The 18,763-nt window shown below is 36.3% G+C and carries 19 protein-coding genes and 3 other annotated features; of the genes, 4 read left to right on the forward strand and 15 right to left on the reverse strand.

Going from position 1 to position 18,763, the window contains the following annotated elements:
* The gene (gene pheS, locus AC0NJG_RS23370; RefSeq protein ID WP_000388219.1) at positions 1-1,035 is read right to left on the reverse strand and encodes a phenylalanine--tRNA ligase subunit alpha; all 1,035 of its coding nucleotides are present in this window, start codon (positions 1,033-1,035) and stop codon (positions 1-3) included.
* Positions 1,036-1,078: 43 nt separating this feature from the next.
* Positions 1,079-1,307, reverse strand: a binding site (T-box leader).
* 48 nt (positions 1,308-1,355) lie between these two features.
* Positions 1,356-2,153, reverse strand: a complete 798-nt coding sequence (locus AC0NJG_RS23375) for a TrmH family RNA methyltransferase (RefSeq protein WP_003305540.1) — start codon at positions 2,151-2,153, stop codon at positions 1,356-1,358.
* An 82-nt stretch (positions 2,154-2,235) separates the two neighbouring features.
* Between AC0NJG_RS23375 and sspI the strand changes: the two genes are divergently transcribed.
* The 3 genes from sspI to AC0NJG_RS23390 all read left to right on the forward strand — a co-directional run bounded on the left by sspI (position 2,236) and on the right by AC0NJG_RS23390 (position 4,184).
* A complete protein-coding gene (gene sspI / locus AC0NJG_RS23380; protein WP_000009513.1) occupies positions 2,236-2,445 on the forward strand; it encodes a small acid-soluble spore protein SspI in 210 nt (69 codons plus the stop codon).
* 327 nt (positions 2,446-2,772) lie between these two features.
* A complete protein-coding gene (locus AC0NJG_RS23385) occupies positions 2,773-3,330 on the forward strand; it encodes an HD domain-containing protein (protein ID WP_087954140.1) in 558 nt (185 codons plus the stop codon).
* 140 nt (positions 3,331-3,470) lie between these two features.
* The gene (locus AC0NJG_RS23390) at positions 3,471-4,184 is read left to right on the forward strand and encodes a CPBP family intramembrane glutamic endopeptidase (protein WP_087954139.1); all 714 of its coding nucleotides are present in this window, start codon (positions 3,471-3,473) and stop codon (positions 4,182-4,184) included.
* Between the two features lie 137 nt (positions 4,185-4,321).
* Here AC0NJG_RS23390 and AC0NJG_RS23395 read toward each other — a convergent pair whose 3' ends face one another.
* Both AC0NJG_RS23395 and AC0NJG_RS23400 read right to left on the reverse strand, forming a co-directional pair.
* The gene (locus AC0NJG_RS23395; RefSeq protein WP_474063524.1) at positions 4,322-6,121 is read right to left on the reverse strand and encodes a DHA2 family efflux MFS transporter permease subunit; all 1,800 of its coding nucleotides are present in this window, start codon (positions 6,119-6,121) and stop codon (positions 4,322-4,324) included.
* 12 nt (positions 6,122-6,133) lie between these two features.
* Complete coding sequence (locus AC0NJG_RS23400; protein ID WP_016086016.1) at positions 6,134-6,787, reverse strand: HlyD family secretion protein; 654 nt, start codon at positions 6,785-6,787, stop codon at positions 6,134-6,136.
* A 297-nt stretch (positions 6,788-7,084) separates the two neighbouring features.
* Here AC0NJG_RS23400 and AC0NJG_RS23405 point away from each other — a divergent pair, with 297 nt between their 5' ends.
* Entirely contained in the window at positions 7,085-7,702 is a 618-nt protein-coding gene (locus AC0NJG_RS23405) for a TetR/AcrR family transcriptional regulator (protein ID WP_087954137.1), read from the forward strand.
* A gap of 40 nt (positions 7,703-7,742) precedes the next feature.
* On the opposite strand, the gene AC0NJG_RS23410 is transcribed toward AC0NJG_RS23405, so the two are convergent.
* From AC0NJG_RS23410 to speD, 11 genes are all read right to left on the reverse strand, one after another.
* A complete protein-coding gene (locus AC0NJG_RS23410) occupies positions 7,743-8,828 on the reverse strand; it encodes a M42 family metallopeptidase (protein WP_087954136.1) in 1,086 nt (361 codons plus the stop codon).
* Between the two features lie 69 nt (positions 8,829-8,897).
* The gene (locus AC0NJG_RS23415) at positions 8,898-9,389 is read right to left on the reverse strand and encodes a dUTP diphosphatase (protein WP_000365050.1); all 492 of its coding nucleotides are present in this window, start codon (positions 9,387-9,389) and stop codon (positions 8,898-8,900) included.
* Positions 9,390-9,858: 469 nt separating this feature from the next.
* Positions 9,859-10,215 (reverse strand): 50S ribosomal protein L20, encoded by a 357-nt coding sequence (gene rplT, locus AC0NJG_RS23420; protein WP_001138362.1) that lies wholly within the window; start codon positions 10,213-10,215, stop codon positions 9,859-9,861.
* 37 nt (positions 10,216-10,252) lie between these two features.
* Complete coding sequence (rpmI, locus tag AC0NJG_RS23425) at positions 10,253-10,453, reverse strand: 50S ribosomal protein L35 (protein ID WP_001125945.1); 201 nt, start codon at positions 10,451-10,453, stop codon at positions 10,253-10,255.
* Between the two features lie 21 nt (positions 10,454-10,474).
* A complete protein-coding gene (gene infC / locus AC0NJG_RS23430) occupies positions 10,475-10,978 on the reverse strand; it encodes a translation initiation factor IF-3 (RefSeq protein WP_000973214.1) in 504 nt (167 codons plus the stop codon).
* A gap of 62 nt (positions 10,979-11,040) precedes the next feature.
* Positions 11,041-11,161, reverse strand: a sequence feature (ribosomal protein L20 leader region).
* Between the two features lie 210 nt (positions 11,162-11,371).
* Complete coding sequence (gene thrS, locus AC0NJG_RS23435) at positions 11,372-13,309, reverse strand: threonine--tRNA ligase (RefSeq protein WP_000786083.1); 1,938 nt, start codon at positions 13,307-13,309, stop codon at positions 11,372-11,374.
* A 47-nt stretch (positions 13,310-13,356) separates the two neighbouring features.
* Positions 13,357-13,585: a binding site (T-box leader), on the reverse strand.
* A gap of 31 nt (positions 13,586-13,616) precedes the next feature.
* Complete coding sequence (gene ytxC, locus AC0NJG_RS23440) at positions 13,617-14,498, reverse strand: putative sporulation protein YtxC (RefSeq protein ID WP_000569618.1); 882 nt, start codon at positions 14,496-14,498, stop codon at positions 13,617-13,619.
* 280 nt (positions 14,499-14,778) lie between these two features.
* Positions 14,779-15,717: a primosomal protein DnaI gene (gene dnaI, locus AC0NJG_RS23445; RefSeq protein WP_000400101.1), complete on the reverse strand. Its 939-nt coding sequence runs from the start codon at positions 15,715-15,717 to the stop codon at positions 14,779-14,781.
* 33 nt (positions 15,718-15,750) lie between these two features.
* Entirely contained in the window at positions 15,751-17,157 is a 1,407-nt protein-coding gene (locus tag AC0NJG_RS23450) for a replication initiation and membrane attachment family protein (RefSeq protein ID WP_087954135.1), read from the reverse strand.
* 127 nt (positions 17,158-17,284) lie between these two features.
* Positions 17,285-17,746: a transcriptional regulator NrdR gene (nrdR, locus tag AC0NJG_RS23455; protein WP_001203687.1), complete on the reverse strand. Its 462-nt coding sequence runs from the start codon at positions 17,744-17,746 to the stop codon at positions 17,285-17,287.
* A 284-nt stretch (positions 17,747-18,030) separates the two neighbouring features.
* Positions 18,031-18,414 (reverse strand): adenosylmethionine decarboxylase, encoded by a 384-nt coding sequence (speD, locus tag AC0NJG_RS23460; RefSeq protein ID WP_002003660.1) that lies wholly within the window; start codon positions 18,412-18,414, stop codon positions 18,031-18,033.
* Positions 18,415-18,763: the final 349 nt, after the last annotated feature.

Here is an 18,763-nt window from a genome sequence, read left to right on the forward strand (position 1 = left end):
TTACGCTCGTTTGAATTGTTGTAAGAAACGTACATCATTTGTATAGAAATGACGAATGTCATCTACGCCGTATTTCAACATTGCGATACGCTCTGCGCCCATACCGAATGCGAAACCTTGATATTCTTTTGAATCATAACCAGCCATTTCAAGTACGTTCGGGTGAACCATACCTGCGCCTAAAATTTCAATCCAACCAGTTCCTTTACAAGTGCCGCAACCTTTGCCATGACACATCATACAAGAAATATCCATCTCTACAGATGGCTCTGTGAATGGGAAGAAACTTGGACGAAGACGGATTTCACGATCTTCACCGAACATCTTTTTCACGAATACTTGCAGTGTACCTTTTAAGTCACTCATGCGAATGTTTTTATCAATTACAAGACCTTCAATTTGCATGAACTGGTGTGAATGCGTCGCATCATCGTCATCACGGCGATACACTTTACCAGGACAAATAATTTTAATTGGGCCTTTTTCTTTATTATTTTCCATCGTACGTGCTTGCACAGAAGATGTATGTGTACGTAGTAACGTTTCTTCTGTAATGTAGAATGTATCTTGCATATCACGTGCTGGGTGATCTTTCGGTAAGTTTAATGCTTCGAAGTTGTAGTAGTCTTTTTCTACTTCTGTTCCTTCCGCTACTTCATAACCCATACCGATGAATACATCTTCAATTTGTTCAACAACAGCTGTTAACGGATGGTGACAACCTGTTTCAACAGGACGACCTGGCAATGTAACATCAATTGTTTCAGTTGCTAATTTCGCTTCAATTACTGCTTTTTCTAAGTTGCTGATTTTGTCGTCTAGACGCGTTTGAATCGCTTCACGTACTTCATTTACTAGTGCTCCCATACGTGGACGCTCTTCTGCTGATAATTTTCCCATGCCGCGTAATACTTCTGTAATTGGGCCTTTTTTTCCTAAATACGCTACGCGTACGTCGTTTAAGCCTTTTAGCTCTTTCGCTTCTTCAATAAGCTCTAACGCTTTTTGCTTTAGCTCTTTTAAACGTGCTTCCATTTGGAACCCTCCTAATTTTAAAAATAAAAAAACCTCGCTCCCAAAAAGGGACGAGGTAAATTCGCGGTACCACCCTAAATTGACAGAACATGTCTGCCCACTCATTAGTTATAACGATCAATTCTGACCGGAACGCCTTTACATATACATGGTCCTGGCGTCAACTCCAGAGGTGAATTCACTTCCGTCTACCATAAGAATGCTTTCAGTCTACGGCATTCTCTCCCTATATGGCGATTTTGTAAGCTACTCTTCTCTATCAACGTTTTTCGTTATTTAACTTTTAATATAATGTACTTCAACTTATTATAAGAAGTTTTTTATTTGTTCGCAACCGGGCTTTGCAAATAATACGTTAAAATCCCTGCTGCAACTGCAACATTTAATGATTCTGCCCCGCCGTAAATCGGAATATACAAGTTTTGATCCGTTTTTGCAAGAATTTCTTGGCGTACGCCGTTTCCTTCATTTCCTACAATTAATGCAAAACTACCAGCTGGTGTTACTTCCCCATACGGAACTCCATTTTCAAGAGCTGTTCCATATACAGGAACGTTATTTTCTTTTAGCTTGTCTACCCATTCTTCTAAGTTCCCTTTTACAATTGGTAAGTGGAAAATAGAGCCTTGTGTAGAGCGGAGTACTTTACTATTATAAACATCAACACAACCTTCTCCAAGCACAACGGCATGAATACCAGCTGCATCGGCTGTACGAATAATCGTCCCTAAGTTACCTGGGTCTTGCAGACCATCTAATAAAAGAAACTTCCCATCAGTAAGAGCTACTTCACTCTCGTGTTTCTCACAAACAGCAAATACACCTTGCGTCGTTTCTGTTTCACGAAGTACTTTTACGATTGCTTCCGGTACGATATACATTTCTACATCATTAACTGTCCAATCTTTCGGAAGGTCTGTCTGATCTGAAACGATAAGTTCTGTTACAACTCCTGCTTTTAAAGCTTCCTCCACTAAATGGAATCCTTCTACAAAAAATAAACCTTTTTTATCGCGCTCTTTCTTCGTCTGCAGCTTTTTCCACTGCTTCACACGCGGATTTTGTACTGAATCAATGTTTTTCATAATATGTATTTCCCTCTCTTCTTGTCTTATCATTATAGCCTATTTTTCATACATATTTACATAAAAAAGAACAAAAACTAACGTCAGTTTCAATTCTGAAGAAGAGGTGAAAACAATGAGTTTTAATTTACGCGGTGCTGTATTAGCAAATGTATCTGGTAATACACAAGATCAATTACAAGAAACAATTGTCGATGCAATTCAAAGCGGTGAAGAAAAAATGCTTCCAGGTCTTGGTGTTTTATTTGAAGTCATTTGGAAAAACGCCGATGAAAATGAAAAGCACGAAATGTTAGAAACACTAGAACAAGGATTAAAAAAATAAGCAATTTGAAAATCACCTTTGCATAAGCTAAGGTGATTTTTTTGCGAAAAAATTTTTCTTCTCCTAAACATTTCTACTTTACTAACGAACTATGATGGAGTACAATGTTCAAAATACATTTAAACCGATCGATTTTTCTTCATATACACCATAAGATAAAGTGAAACTTTAATTAGTGGGGAGGGGTGTTCATCCCCACTAATTATTAGTTGAACCAATCGGGCTTTTACGGGCAGTTGATTCCTCACCTAACTTCCTCGTATTCGCTGAATTTTGAACTAGGAATCTTACTGCCCGTTAAAGCGGGATAAAAGGAGTGAATGTTTTATGCACCGTATTACGCTTGAACAAGTTTTTAAACACCATATTACACAAAAATACGTAAATCGTTCTGGAATGGTCCACGCGATTGCTGTCGCTTACCATGCGTTTCACCTAGCCAAAAAGCATCACGCCTCAGTCGATGCTGCCACAAAAGCTGGCTTCCTTCATGATATCGGACATCATACGTGGTACACAGGCGGCGAATGGGACTATGATTTATATAAAAAGAATGATATACACGCAATTAAAGGAGCAGAAAGAGCTCATAAATTGCTTATTAGATTAGGAGAGCACCCTAAACTAGCAAAAGAAATTTCTATCGCAATTCTTCTTCATACAGATTCTTTCTTAGTACAGCAAGAAATTGAACGAACGTCTCTTCAAAATATTATTAAATGGGCAGACGAAGCAGATGAAGAACCAGGCGGAGCGCATCATTATCGAACAATTTCTTATGAAAAAGCACTTAAAGCAATTCAGCAATTAGATCGATTGGTAGAGCGTGAATTGCAAATAGAGCAAGCAAAATTGAATAACAAGACAGAACATAGTTATCAATGAGAAAGAGGCATCACTACAGGGTGATACCTCTTTTATTATTTTATGGAAAATACACCTTTATATGTAATATTTAAATATTACATCCGAAAATAAAATACTTTATAGTTAAATATACAAATATAAAGGGGTGGTTTAAACATATGCAACCTACTACACAACTTCCGCACGAACAAAAACAATCCATGGCATGGGGACAATTTATCCCCTCTACTCTATTTGCATTTTGGGGCACTGGTTTTATAACTGCATTCCTTATACTCCCACTAATAATGTATAAAAGTATATTTGCAGATAAAACACAAATCGCCTTATACGAATCTATTATAGATACGACAGGTACTGCACTACAACTGATTATTCTATTGTTTTTTATATTTAAATACGAGCCTGCCAAAAGATTATTATTACCATCATTTGACTTTAGTGTATTAAAAAAATGTCGTACATACGCATACTTGTTCATTATCTTTTCATTAAGTATCCTTTTCAATTTATTCGTATTACAACACATATTTCCAGATGCATCAAAAGAACAATCGTCTGCGTTAAACTTACATATTTTAAGCCAATATCAAATATTGTTACTTATTGGGTCCGCAATACTTACACCCATTTTTGAAGAACTCATTTTCAGAGGTTTTATGCTTCGCTTCTTCTCAGAACGGTTCCCATTCTGGATTGCTGCAATTTTGACAAGTTTATTTTTCGGAGCCGCCCATACATACTCACTCGGGATAATGGTGAGTGCGTTCTTCGCAGGGCTAATGATGGCTTTTTTATACAGGAAAACAAATTCCATCATTCCAACCATACTATTTCATATTATAAATAATATAGTAGCACTTTTAAGTTAAAGAGAGATATCATCACGATTTCTCTTTTTACTCTTTTATAACAACTTCAAATTCCTCTTTCTTTAACATTTTTCAATAATTCGGATCGTTATTTCTCATTTATTTATTAATAATATCCAAAATAAAAAGCAGGGAAATTAATTCCCTGCTTTTCTATTTGGTTTATTGCCTGATGGTAAGAAGAATGATAACACCCAAGCAATCCCTGCGAGTATCGTTGCAATTAAGAAGGCATCGTTAATACCGTTAATTGCAGATAGCTTTAAAATTTGTCCATATAATAGCTGTGTACTCATCGCATCTCCTGCTTGCGCTGATCCAGCTAAGGCCGCTAAGCTTTGCCCCATGCCATGTACTTTATCAACTAAAATTGGATTTGAAGTTGTTAACATGTTGCCGTAATCTGCCACGTGAGCAGTTGTTTGTTGCGTCATAAGTGTGATTAAAATCGCTGTTCCGATTGAACCAGCTACTTGTCTTGATGTATTTTGCGTTGCTGTACCGTGAGAAATTAATTTCATCGGCAGTGCATTCATACCAGCTGTCATAATTGGCATCATAATGAATGACATACCAATTGAACGTATAATATAGTCCGTCATAATAACGCTATATGGCGTATCCATTGATAACTTTGTAAATTCATATGTGGCAAACGTTGTAATAGCTAATCCAACAATCGCTAACGGACGAATTCCATATTTATCAAATAGTTTACCTGCAATAGGTCCCATGATTCCCATAATTAATGAACCTGGAAGTAATAATAAACCTGATTCAATTGGCGTGAAGCCACGAATGTTTTGCAGATATACTGGAAGCAATAACATACCTCCGAATAATGCCATCGTAACGATTGCATTAATTACTAAAGTAAAAGTAAATACTGGATATTTAAATACTTGTAAATCAAGCATTTTATTGTCTGTTGTTAACTCTCTCCAAATAAATAATGCTAAACCAATTACACCGATAATAAGTGAAATAACAACTTCGGCACTAGTCCAACTATTATTTCCAGCTTCACTAAATCCGTACAATAAGCTTCCTAGTCCAATACTTGAACTAACCACACCAAATACATCTAATTTCGTTTTAGATACTGGCTGAGCTAGTGTAAAGAATTTTAAAGATAGGAAGGTAATAATTAAACCGATAATAAACATCGCATAGAACATTAAGTTCCAGCTGTAGTTTTCAATTACCCAACCTGTTACAGTTGGTCCGATAGCTGGAGCTAAAATCATCGCTACACCTAGTAATCCCATCGCTGCTCCGCGCTTATGAGGCGGGAATAATGTCATGAAGATATTCATACCAACCGGCATTAAAATACCTGCACCGACCGCTTGAATAATACGACCTGTCATCATCATTGTAAAGTTTCCTGATGTAGCACAAATGATAGATCCTACAGTAAAGAATAACATTGCTGCTACGAATAATTTACGATACGTAAATCGTGAAACTAAAAAGGCACTAATCGGTACTAAAATACCATTTACAAGCATGAATCCTGTAATTAACCATTGTGCTGTTGAAGTTGATACGTTAAATTCATTCATTAACGGTGGCAATGCAACGTTAATAATTGTTTGGTTTAAAATAGAAACGAACATACCGAGAATTAATACTGTTACAACTGCTTTTACATTTACATTCTCTATAGGCATAGACGTTTGTTTTTTCGGCATTTCTTTTTCTTGTTTTACTTCTTCTTGCTTGCTTGTTTCTAACTCAACTACATTAGAAATTTCTACTTCTTGCTTTTGTTCATTTTCTTTCTCTTCTGTTTCTACCTTACTTACTTCTATTTTACTTACGGCTGGGACTTGTTCTTCTCCCACGTTCGTTTTTTTCTTTCGTAAAAGACGATTTACAAGGAAGAAGACGATTATACAAAATAGTGCATATCCTACAATTGCAATTGAGGACATCTCATCTCCCCCTTACTTATGAATACGAACTGACACATTCATTCCAGGAACAATATTTACTGATTTACTATGATCTAAAGAAATTTTAACTGGTACAACTTGCTTTACTTTCGTATAGTTCGCCGTTGCGTTACTTGATGGTAACATTGAGAATGTGTTCGCTGTTGTTAAGCCAACTTGTTCTACTTTACCTGTTAATGTTGTATCTGGGTATGCATCTACATACACATCTACTGTTTGACCTTTTTGAACATCATCAATTACTGTTTCTTCAATATTTGCTGTTACCCATAAATTGTTCATATCAAATGCATAAGCAATTGGGCTACCCGCTCCAACGAAAGCATTTGTCGTTGCGTTTGATTGTACAACTGTTGCATTTTGCGGAATTGTTACATCCACTGTTTGTTCCCCATTTGCTGCCGCTACAGTAACAGCACCTAATTTGTCGTTCTCATTGTAGTTCTTACCTACTTCAGCTTTCCAGTCCGTTAATTTACCTGCTACTGGTGAAGCGATCGGAATTACCTTTCCATCAATTTTTGCATTGTCTGTTTTTAAGTAATTTTCCGTTTGGTTGTAATAGTAGTAACCGCCAATACCGCCACCAACTAGTACAATTAATGTGATAATGTTGATAATTACCATTCTTCGAAACTGATTCATTGCATTCCTCTCCTTATATCGCATATAATTTTTTTCTAAACTATTTATGTCCTTATTGTTTAGATTGTTTAATTGTTAATTATATTAACCTTTTAACAAAAAAATCACACCATCTGCAGCGTAAATCGAAATTTATCTACCTGCGAGCGGTGCTGATTTCTGAAGGACTATCGTTTATAATTATAAATAATTATTTTAAATCTACAACCGACAATTTACATATGAAATGTCGTTTAAACAACAATATAATACCAATATGTTGTTTAAGTATAGAAAATTAAACGAGGGGAAGTAAAAATGTCTATTAAAAATACAAATGATCCACGTGTAAAACGGACGAGACAACTCATACAGGATGCTTTTGTCGCTTTAGTAGGCGAAAAAGGGTTTGAAAATGTAACTGTTCAACATATTGCAGAACGTGCTCCTGTAAATCGTGCTACGTTTTATAGCCATTATCACGATAAATATGACTTATTAGACAAAAGCATTGAAGAAATGTTAGAGAAGTTAACAGAAGTCATTAAACCGAAAAATAGAAATAAAGAAGATTTTCAACTTACATTTGATTCACCACATCCAAGTTTTTTGGCATTGTTCGAACATATTGCAGAAAATGCGAACTTCTATAACGTTATGCTTGGTGATAAAGCTGCCGGAAATTATACGTATAAAATGATGAAAGCAATTCAAACACATTTAACATTAAGCCTCTCTATTTCACAACCTAACGATGAAAAACTAATGGTTCCACGTGATATCCTTATTAGTTACGTTACTGGCGCTCACCTTGGAATGATTATGTCATGGCTAAAAAAAGGAATGATATATACCCCACATTTTATGGCTATGCAATTAACTCGTTTAATCATTTTAGGGGCTCATACTGCAGCTGGATTAGAACGGCCTTTTTAAAACATAAAAAAGCGAAGGAGAGGCTCCTTCGCTTTTTCTATTAATTAAATGTAATGTTATGTACTGCCTCTTTATCAAGACGTTTAATAACTTCTACAATTAACTTCACTGCATTTTCATAGTCATCACGGTGTAACATTGCCGCATGAGAATGAATGTAACGCGTTGCAATCGTAATGGCCATAGACGGAATACCATTTACAGCAATATGAATTGCACCTGCATCCGTTCCGCCGCCCGCTACTGAATCATATTGGTATGGAATTTCCAATTCGTCAGCAACATCAACTACAAAGTCACGTAAACCTGTATGACCAATAACAGAAGCATCATATAAAATAATCTGTGGTCCATCACCCATTTTACTTTGCGCTTCTTTTGACGTTACACCAGGTGTGTCACCAGCGATACCAACATCGACTGCGAACGCGATATCTGGTTTAATATAGTTTGCAGATGTTTTTGCACCACGAAGACCGACTTCTTCTTGTACAGTCCCGACGCCATATACAACGTTTGGATGCTTTTCATCTTTTAATTGTTTTAACACGTCAATTGCAATTGCACAACCAATTCGATTATCCCATGCTTTCGCAAGTAACATTTTTTCATTCTTCATCACTTGGAATTCAAAATAAGGTACAACTTGATCTCCTGGTCGTACGCCCCACTCCATTGCTTCTTCTTGGCTAGAAGCACCAATATCAATGAACATGTCTTTAATGTCAACTGGCTTTTTACGCGCTTCTGGAGGTAAGATATGAGGTGGTTTTGAACCGATAACACCTGTTACATCTCCTTTACGCGTTACAATTGTTACGCGCTGTGCAAGCATAACTTGTGACCACCAACCACCAACTGTTTGGAAACGAAGGAAACCTTTGTCATCAATTTGCGTAATCATAAAGCCAACTTCATCTAAATGACCTGCAACCATAATTTTCGGGCCGTTTTCTTCCCCTACTTTTTTCGCAACTAAACTTCCTAAATTATCAGTAGAAAGTTCGTCCGCAAACGGCTCAATATATTTCTTCATTACTTCACGTGGTTCACGCTCGTTACCCGCAATACCACGTGCATCTGTTAATTCTTTTAGCATTGTCAATGTCTCGTCTAATTTTGTCATTGCCAACACCCTCCTTTTTCTTCAGTCACTTCATTATACAAAAGGAAATTGAAATATTCAAAAATTAACTTAGTATCCTTGTGTTTGACGCTGATGATTTACTTCATTTTTATCTAAATATGCCTTTTCAATCTCTTCTTGTTCAAACTCAAGTGCTTGTCCAAGTCGAAGGTAGCTTGTAAATAATTCAATATAGTTCGTAATAGATGGTTGATCTGTAAAACGAATTACCTTCGCATATGTGTCTAAGAAAATTTCTACTTGTGTTTTATTCGTCTGTGCACACTTATAGAATAGGAAGTTTTTATCAATACCTAAATCAATTCCGATTGATAAAATAAAATGCAAACCATCGACGTATTCTTCTAATATTACTTCACGTTCTGATGCTGGTTTGTTGCTCCAATATTTAAAACAACGTGTTTCATTTGCAAGTTCTCCAATTTCTACAAGAAGAGCTAACATTTTTTCTTTTAACAACTTTTTCGGTTGTAAGTCATGTTCTTTCGCAATACGGTCATCTAATTCTTTTTGTAATTTAAATAGTTGTAGTAAGTCCACTCTATTGTCCTCCTCCAACATCGCATTTTACGCAACAATGTTGTTTCATTTCAAAGTTCATTATTATTTTTCGTTTCTTATTAATAAGTAAGCCATTTACCTCTTTACAAAATAGCTTGTCCTTAATTTACAAATACGTTTCAATCATCACGATTAGATTGTTCACTCCGATTGGTGATAGATATTCATTATCTGTGTATTGTCCACTAATGAAAATGTTATTTTATCTGATGAAAGTTCCATATCATCTTTCCATTATAGCAGTGTCGTTTCACCTAGGAAAGATACTCTTCTTTCCAAAGGGGCATAATAAAAAAAAGCCAGAAGGATTCTCCTGACTTCATATGTATATTCTTCTATATTGCTATAGCTTTTATATGGGTTTTGTCATATCGATAACGACATCGCGCTCTTTGTATACAAACAAAAAACCTTAGAAGAAAATTCTTCTAAGGTTTCAACTAATTAATTAGTTAATGTTGTTTTTTGCAACTGTTGCTAATTCAGCGAAAGCTTTTTCGTCATGAACAGCTAAGTCAGCAAGCATCTTGCGGTTAACTTCGATGCCAGCATTTTTAAGACCGTGCATTAAGCGGCTGTAAGAAAGACCATTCATACGAGCTGCTGCATTGATACGTGTAATCCATAATTTACGGAAGTCACGTTTCTTTTGACGGCGGTCACGGAATGCATACATTAGAGATTTCATAACCTGTTGGTTAGCAACCTTGAATAATGTATTTTTTGAACCGTAGTAACCTTTTGCTAATTTAATTACTTTTTTACGACGTTGACGAGTAACTGTACCACCTTTTACTCTTGGCATAATATTACCTCCTAATTGTTCTATATATCAGCCGAACTTATTTTAAGTTGTCAAGCATTTGACGAATGCGTTTGAAGTCACCAGCGCTTACTACACCAGCTTTACGTAGTTTACGTTTAGCTTTTGTAGATTTGTTAGCGAATAAATGGCTTGTGTAAGCGTGAGAACGTTTCAGTTTACCTGATCCAGTCTTTTTGAAACGCTTTGCAGCGCCGCGATGAGTTTTTTGTTTAGGCATAGGTATTTCCTCCTCTATCTATTACTTATCGTTTTTCGGTGCTAAAACTAAGAACATACTGCGTCCTTCCATTTTAGGCTTAGATTCGATTGTACTAACTTCAGCACAAGCTTCTGAGAAGCGATCTAAAACACGTTGACCGATTTCTTTATGAGTAATGGCACGTCCTTTAAAGCGAATTGACGCTTTAACCTTGTCGCCTTTCTCTAAAAACTTGATAGCATTACGAAGTTTTGTGTTAAAGTCGTGTTCATCAATTGTTGGACTTAAACGAACTTCTTTCATGCTAATTACTTTTTGATTTTTGCGCTGTTCTTTTTCTTTCTTCTGTTGCTCAAAGCGGAATTTACCGTAGTCCATAATGCGGCATACTGGCGGTTTCGCATTTGGAGCAACTAATACTAAATCAAGATTAAGATTTGCAGCTAAGTCTAAAGCGTCATTACGAGACTTGATTCCAAGTTGATCGCCATTTGCGCCAACTAAACGTACTTCACGTGCACGAATTTGCTCGTTAATCATCATATCCTTGCTAATAGTAAGCCACCTCCAAGGTTTTCTCAGAACATAGTTTGTAGTCATAGAACCCGACAAAAAAAGTGCGGGCATACGACACCCACACTTGTAAAATCTTAAGTAAGAAATACATTTACCTGTAAACTGCGAATGCGTCCATCAGGTGAGAAGCGGGTGCTTCTACTTGTTCCACAAAACAATATTCTATTATCCTTGATGAGTTTATCATAGGACATGACGTCTGTCAAGAAGACGCGATGTGTTTTACTAACAACAAGAAATATTGTAACAAACAACTAACATACTTGCAATACTTTTTTACGATAAGTGTTACATGGTTTTTTTTTCTAATTTCCCTTACTCATATTACATAGAAAAGCCGCGGTATACCGCGGCTTTTTCTTATCGTTTTCCTTCTACTTTAATCATATCAACAAAAGCATCTAATGCGATTGTTTCTGATTTTTGTTCACCGTATTTACGTACGTTTACGCCGTTTTCAGTTACTTCATTGTCACCTACTACAAGCATGTACGGAATTTTTTGCATTTGTGCTTCACGGATTTTGTAACCAATTTTCTCTTCACGAGTATCTAATTCAACACGGATACCAGCACGGCGTAATTCATCTTGTACTTTCTTCGCATAGTCTAAATGTACTTGCGGAGAAACTGGAATTACTTGTACTTGAACTGGAGCTAACCAAGTTGGGAATGCACCTTTGTATTCTTCAATTAAGAAGGCTACGAAACGTTCCATAGTAGATACAACACCACGGTGAATTACAACTGGACGATGTTGTTTACCGTCTTCACCAACGTAAGATAGTTCAAAGCGTTCTGGAAGTAAGAAGTCTAATTGTACAGTTGAAAGTGTTTCGTCTTTTCCAAGAGCAGTACGAACTTGAACGTCAAGTTTCGGACCGTAGAATGCCGCTTCACCTTCAGCTTCGTAGTAATCAAGACCCATTTCATCCATAGCTTCTTTTAACATACCTTGTGCTTTTTCCCACATCTCATCATCAGCATAGTACTTTTTAGTATCTGCTGGGTCGCGATAAGATAGACGGAATGAGTAGTTCTCTAAACCGAAATCTTTGTACACTTCTAGAGTTAGGTTTACAACACGTTTTAACTCTTCTTTAATTTGATCTGGGCGTACGAAAATGTGCGCATCGTTTAAAGTCATTCCGCGTACACGCTGTAATCCAGATAACGCACCTGACATTTCATAGCGGTGCATTGTTCCAAGTTCCGCAATACGGATTGGTAATTCACGGTAGCTGTGAATATCGTTTTTATAAACCATCATGTGGTGAGGGCAGTTCATTGGACGAAGAACTAACTCTTCATTATCCATTTCCATTGATGGGAACATACCATCACGGTAGTGGTTCCAGTGACCAGAAGTTTCATAAAGCTCTCTGCTTCCTAGTACTGGAGTGTATACGTGATCATAGCCTAAGCTTGCTTCTTTATCAACGATGTAACGCTCGATAATACGGCGGATTGTTGCACCCTTTGGTAACCAAAGTGGTAAACCTTGTCCTACTTTTTGGCTATTAGTAAATAGTTTTAATTCTTTACCTAATTTACGGTGATCGCGCTCTTTCGCTTCTTCAAGCATACGTAAGTGCTCATCTAATTCTGCTTTCTTAACAAATGCAGTACCGTAAATACGTTGTAGCATTTTATTATTGCTATCGCCGCGCCAGTAAGCACCCGCAACGCTTAATAATTTAAATACTTTAATTTTCCCTGTAGATGGAAGGTGAACACCACGGCAAAGGTCGAAGAATTCGCCTTGCTCATAGATTGAAATAACTGCATCTTCTGGAAGATCGTTAATTAAATCTAATTTTAACTCATCGCCGATTTCTTCAAAGCGACGAATTGCTTCTGCACGTGGCACTTCATGACGAACGATTTCTAAGTTCTCGTTCACAATTTTTTGCATTTCTTTTTCGATTTTCTTGAAGTCTTCAACTGTAATTGCTTCTTCCATATCAATATCGTAGTAGAAGCCATTTTCAATTACTGGACCAATACCAAGCTCAACTTTAACATCTTTATATAAACGTTTTAACGCTTGTGCTAAAAGGTGAGCTGTTGAGTGGCGTAAAATATATAAGCCATCTTCAGAATCTAATGTAATGATAGAAACTGCACCATCTTCTTCGATTGGTGTAACAAGATCGATCATCTCATCATTTAATTTTCCAGCCACAGCTTTTTTCTTTAAGCCTGGGCTAATAGAAGCTGCGATTTCTTCAGTTGTTACGCCTTTTGGAAACTCCTTCACAGCTCCATCAGGGAAAGTAATTTTAACTACATCTGCCATCACTGGTCACTCCTCTTTTTCTCAAAATAAAAAACACTCATCCCGTAAAAAGGGACGAGTGTTGAATTCGTGGTTCCACCCTTGTTCCAATTAACATAATTGTTAATTGCTCAAGTTCAACATAACGGTGTTGTCCGTTAGCAATTACTAGAAAAACCGTTCACTGCTAAAGTTTAGAGGTGGTAAGTAATAATCCCGTACTAGGAAGCTCACACCCTAAGGCTTCCCTCTCTGAAAATCGTAGAAAACTACTCATGTCCTCATCATGACATTTCAATATATTTCATTTATGTAGGTAATTATATGCTCAAAAACTTAGAAAATCAAGGGCGTTACCTTTATTTTTTAAATTTTTCACATTGCGCTCAAACTCATGTAATCCATGTAATTGTACCCGTTCTTGAAATACATTTCGCAAAGTAATAATCATATTATGATCTTGTTCTTTCGTATATAAATAAATTTTTTTCGGCGAAATAGAAAGAAGTGGTGCAATTACTTTCGTATCAATATATACATCCTTTTGTTTTAATAAGTCTTCATCTATATATTGAACCAATTTCTCTTGTTTTAAACGTCTACCTTTATCATCATAGAAAATAAAACTTTCATCAAAAATAAGATGGACACATGACAAACGTGATTTCCGGCTACGAACTTGTTGCCGGAGTGTCTCAATAAACATTTGATATTCTTGTTCTAACTTATACTCATCAATCGCCACTTCAGCAAGCTTAGCTACCATTTCCCTATATGTACGAAGACGAAAACGAACATATGATGAAAACGAGAATGAAAGTGGATCACAAAGCCAGTTATTTAAAGAGGATTTAATATATGATTCAAATGTGTGACGTGTTAATTCACGAGCAATTCCTTTTCTTCTTCCTTTTAAAATCTCTTGTGCCATATGCAATATCTGATGACACTCTTCCTCTTCTTCATAAAAAAACTTCTCTTTTAAGATTGTATATATCCACTCATTTTGTTTCACATTCACAATGAAATATACCATTACTGGCAATAAAATCTTTTCAATATAATTTGATTCACATACTGGTATGTGAATCACCACTTTTTGTTCCTGTAAATACACACTCGTTTCCTTATATAACAGTTCCGCTCTTTTCAGTAGTTGTCTATATACATGCATAGCATCATTTTTTTCTTCGAAGCAAATTTCAATCACTTTTGTCCCCCCTTTTATCCCTGCTCTAAAGGACTGTATCTATACGTTACAAATCCTATAAGAGTCCGTCCCGCGTGAAAGTTCACTCTTAGTAGAATTACATTTCCTATCGTTAGAAAATCCACTCGATATGGCTTGCTAATTTTATATATATTAAGGGAGGGAGAAAAAAATGATACAAGCTACTAGGAATTTTCAATAAGAACTTTTCATTTTATCATTCGACTACTTTAAAAAGCGTTTAACTACGAAAAAAAGAGCAAGCTTCTCAGCTTACTCTTTACTTATGACGACGGTTTTTCCCGCCAATTGGAATTGGTTTCGCTAAATATTTAATTCGCTCCATAATACGAGCTGCTTTCATTTCTTCCGCTTCACCGCGCTGCGTATATGTTAAATGATGTTCTAGCTGTTTAAAATCAAAGTTAGACGTAAAGAACGTCGGTAAGTTTTCTAACATACGGAATTGCAAAATTGCACCGAGTACATCATCACGCACAAAGCTTGACATCGCTTCTGCTCCAATATCATCTAACATTAAAACTTGTACGCGTTTCACTGCATCAATCTTTTCCCCAATTGAATTATCTTGAATCGAACTTTTAATTTCACGTAGAAATTCAGGGAAGTATACAAGCATCGAACTTATTTTCTTTCGAGCAAGCTCATTCGCAATTGCTCCTAACAAATACGTTTTCCCTACACCAAATTTACCGTACAAATATAAACCTTGTACTTTTTTACCAGGTTCATATGTACTTAAAAACTCATTAGCTGCACCAATTGCATCAATACGCGCATCTAAATCTGAAGGGTCTAAGTTTTCCATCGTTGCTTGTAAAATATCAGTTGGCATATATACACTTTGAACGAGCTTTTCATATTTCTTCCTCTCGTCATATGCTACTTTTCTAACGCAACGATCATATTGAATATCAATCATCTTCCCTTGGATAACGAGCTTTGGCTCATATCCTTGCAGCATGTTTTTACACGAACCTAGATCCGGACAATCCGCGCAACCTACACTTTGTCCAATATATTCGTATAATTTCACAAGACTACGCTCAATCATAGACGTTGTTACTTCCCCTTTATGTTCGTCTATAAATTCTTTCACACGCGGATGTGCCATTACTTCCGCCTTTAATACTTCATATCTATTTTTAAAATTTTCATTTTCCATTAACTTTGCAAATGAATTTTGAATATGCTCCATTTTCTCACCTCAAAGAGCGTTCATTCTCTTCTATTAATCACGCTTATATTTTTTTAACACTTCTTCTAATCGTTTTCGTTCGTCCTCTAACGTACTTGCACCTTTTTCAGCACTTACATCTTTTTTCACAGTTTCTTTCTCTTGTTCTTTCGGCTCTTCTTTCAGCCAATCTGGTACCATTTCTTTTCGTACTGTTTTCTTGGATGTACGACCTTTCTTCTTCGTCTCAGCCCATTCTTGATATTGACGATTTTCTTCTTTCGCTAATGCCATCGCTTCAGCAACTGTACCGACCTTTTTACGTGCCCAATGTCCAGCAATCTTCTCCACATACGTTTTCGCAAGTTTCATATCTGAGCGTAGCATAACGTAATAAATAAGTACATTCACAACACCTGGTGTTAACTTTTGATTCATCATTACATCTTCAACAATTTGCAAGTCAGCCTTCGTTGCCTCTGCACCGCCAGAGATTTCTTTCAATAGTTGCTTTGGTGAGATTTCCTCTAACTGTTTGATTAACATCTCTTCTTGGGATGTAGGCTCTTTTTCTTTCATCATACGTGCAGCGTGAGGCTGTACTCTTTCACTTAATACAGGTAACGCTTGACCGTTTTCGAACTGATACCAATCACGTGCTCCTTTTCTAAGCCTTTCAATATCAATTGTCTGCATCTCTGTCACCGCACCAAGAACGATATTTTGCATCGATAACACATCTACATCATACACGTAAGCAAGTGTAATGACACATTCTCGCACTTGATCTGTAATCGCCTTTTTAGGAACAAGAGCGGACAAGCCGTCTACAAATAAGGAGAAATCAAAGAAATCATTCCAAACTTTTGGAGCATCTCCCTTTTCATTACTTGGCATAGCTGTCGCTTTTGGAATACGAAGATCTTCTTGCGCATGCTCAAGCTGTCCTGGATTAAACGAACCAAATACATCATTAAAAGAACGTGTAACATTTTCATACGATACAAAATCAAATTCTTCTTCTAAGAAATATTGTTTTACTTGATTATATTTTGTCCGACTCAGTCGATTGTATAAAAAGATACTTAAAACAATATCATCAAAAAACTGCTTCGGGGATAAAGGTGGTTGCAGCTCATATATAAACATTCGAATATCTTTTTCTTTCTTAATATATACTTTCAAAAGCCCAATTGCCTCTAACTTTACTCGTTCCTCATACACTTCGGGAAGTTGCATTTGCATGGTCACCATAAGGGAATGATGCGTATTCTCTTTTCCAAACACACGATCTTGCTCTAACTCTCCCCATAGCGTCATGTACAAGCTAAAAGCTCTACTACCTATTAACGGCTGATATAACATCGTTAACACTTTTCGGTCGTAATTATGCAGTAACCCTTTCGCACTTACTTTATAACGATCAATCGGCAATAGCTCCATCCATGACTGTTTTTCCATTCTTGCTTTTCCTTTCTCTCATCCAATCTTCACTATATAATTTATTAGCGAAAAAGAGCTATTAGCTTTCGCTTCTAGCTCTCTTATCTCATTATTTACGGTATGTAAAGAGAATACAATGCAGATTCTACTCTCTTTCTTTTTGCAGTATATCTTTTAATTCTTCAATAAATACATTTAAATCTTTAAATTGGCGATATACAGAAGCAAAACGCACGTAGGCAACATCATCGATATCACGTAGTTCTTCCATAACAATTTCACCAATCATATCACTCTTCACTTCTGATATACCTAAATTACGAAGTTCACGTTCCACACTTTGAGTTACTTCTTCTAATTGTCTTAAAGATACTGGTCTTTTTTCGCACGCTTTAATTAAGCCACGTAAAATCTTTTCTTTATTAAACTCTTCTCTTGTTCCTTCTTTTTTTACAACGATAAGAGGTGACTCTTCCACTCTTTCAAATGTCGTAAAGCGGCTTAAACAGCTTTCACACTCTCTCCTTCTTCGAATAGAGCGCCCCTCGTCTACCGGACGCGAATCTAACACTCTTGTACCATTATGAGAACAGGATGGACAACGCAATATATTCACTCCTTTACACTATATTCTTTATTTTTCTCTACTTACTTCATCTGACAATATATATACATTATTATATAACTCATTCTAACTCTCTTACCACTTTAAGTTTAAACACATTATGTTATCATCTCGGTTCCAAAAATAAGATGGTAGATAGAGCATTAACTTATTCGTAAGAGCTCCATTTATTCAACTAACGAGCACATCATATTTTTCCTTTTTTATAAACTAAAAAAGAGGTGCATTATACACCTCTTTACATTTTAAATCAATTATGTTCTTTTTTAAAGAGCTTTTGTTTCTCTCTGCTTAATTTCGAAGCTACCAGTGCCTCGAGGAAGCTCGATGCTCTCACGCGTTTTCGCGTTTAAACCTTCTGCAATATATTCTGCAGCAACATTTGGATCAATACGATCCCCACAAGTATAAACATCAATACTTGCGTAACCGTGCTCCGGAAAGCTATGAATTGTTAAATGTGATTCCGAGATAATTACTACTCCACTTACACCTTGTGGTGCAAATTTATGGAAAGCAACCTCACGCACTTCAGCACCAGCTCTTAGTGCTGCATCCACAAATAATTGTTCAATATACGGCATGTCATTAAGCTTGTCGAAATCGCAATCCCAAAGTTCAGCGATCACGTGACGACCCATCGTATCCATAGTATCCATTCTACAGTTCCCCCTTGTAAATTTATTCTAACTGTTCGAATTGAAAACTAATTTGCAATTTGGCTTGCTCCACTACCACGGGGGAAAGTTAGTCCAGAGAGGTCCTAACCCTTTAAGTAGTGACTACGTACCTCAGCTCTTAAGTTTACGAGTGTTAGTATACTTTGTTTATTTTCATTTTGCAACAACAGTTTTTTCGATTTTCTGTCATATTTTCCTCTTTACTTTTCCCTAAAAAAAATAAATGATTCACGAATACAGTAACCCCAACGTTTCGTGGTATGTCCACTTCTAAAAATATACTTATATAATTTTTTTCCTTTTCAGAAAAAAATAAAAA

It is taken from the genome of Bacillus sp. SSR7 (assembly GCF_055902415.1).

Excerpts from the sequence above, each read along its gene's own strand:
- pheS (WP_000388219.1), bottom strand. The coding sequence starts at position 1,035 with ATGGAAGCACGTTTAAAAGAGCTAAAGCAAAAAGCGTTAGAGCTTATT.
- AC0NJG_RS23375 (WP_003305540.1), bottom strand. The coding sequence starts at position 2,153 with ATGATAAGACAAGAAGAGAGGGAAATACATATTATGAAAAACATTGAT.
- sspI (WP_000009513.1), top strand. The coding sequence starts at position 2,236 with ATGAGTTTTAATTTACGCGGTGCTGTATTAGCAAATGTATCTGGTAAT.
- AC0NJG_RS23385 (WP_087954140.1), top strand. The coding sequence starts at position 2,773 with ATGCACCGTATTACGCTTGAACAAGTTTTTAAACACCATATTACACAA.
- AC0NJG_RS23390 (WP_087954139.1), top strand. The coding sequence starts at position 3,471 with ATGCAACCTACTACACAACTTCCGCACGAACAAAAACAATCCATGGCA.
- AC0NJG_RS23395 (WP_474063524.1), bottom strand. The coding sequence starts at position 6,121 with ATGTCCTCAATTGCAATTGTAGGATATGCACTATTTTGTATAATCGTC.
- AC0NJG_RS23400 (WP_016086016.1), bottom strand. The coding sequence starts at position 6,787 with ATGAATCAGTTTCGAAGAATGGTAATTATCAACATTATCACATTAATT.
- AC0NJG_RS23405 (WP_087954137.1), top strand. The coding sequence starts at position 7,085 with ATGTCTATTAAAAATACAAATGATCCACGTGTAAAACGGACGAGACAA.
- AC0NJG_RS23410 (WP_087954136.1), bottom strand. The coding sequence starts at position 8,828 with ATGACAAAATTAGACGAGACATTGACAATGCTAAAAGAATTAACAGAT.
- rplT (WP_001138362.1), bottom strand. The coding sequence starts at position 10,215 with ATGCCAAGAGTAAAAGGTGGTACAGTTACTCGTCAACGTCGTAAAAAA.
- rpmI (WP_001125945.1), bottom strand. The coding sequence starts at position 10,453 with ATGCCTAAACAAAAAACTCATCGCGGCGCTGCAAAGCGTTTCAAAAAG.
- infC (WP_000973214.1), bottom strand. The coding sequence starts at position 10,978 with ATGATGATTAACGAGCAAATTCGTGCACGTGAAGTACGTTTAGTTGGC.
- thrS (WP_000786083.1), bottom strand. The coding sequence starts at position 13,309 with ATGGCAGATGTAGTTAAAATTACTTTCCCTGATGGAGCTGTGAAGGAG.
- dnaI (WP_000400101.1), bottom strand. The coding sequence starts at position 15,717 with ATGGAGCATATTCAAAATTCATTTGCAAAGTTAATGGAAAATGAAAAT.
- AC0NJG_RS23450 (WP_087954135.1), bottom strand. The coding sequence starts at position 17,157 with ATGGAAAAACAGTCATGGATGGAGCTATTGCCGATTGATCGTTATAAA.
- speD (WP_002003660.1), bottom strand. The coding sequence starts at position 18,414 with ATGGATACGATGGGTCGTCACGTGATCGCTGAACTTTGGGATTGCGAT.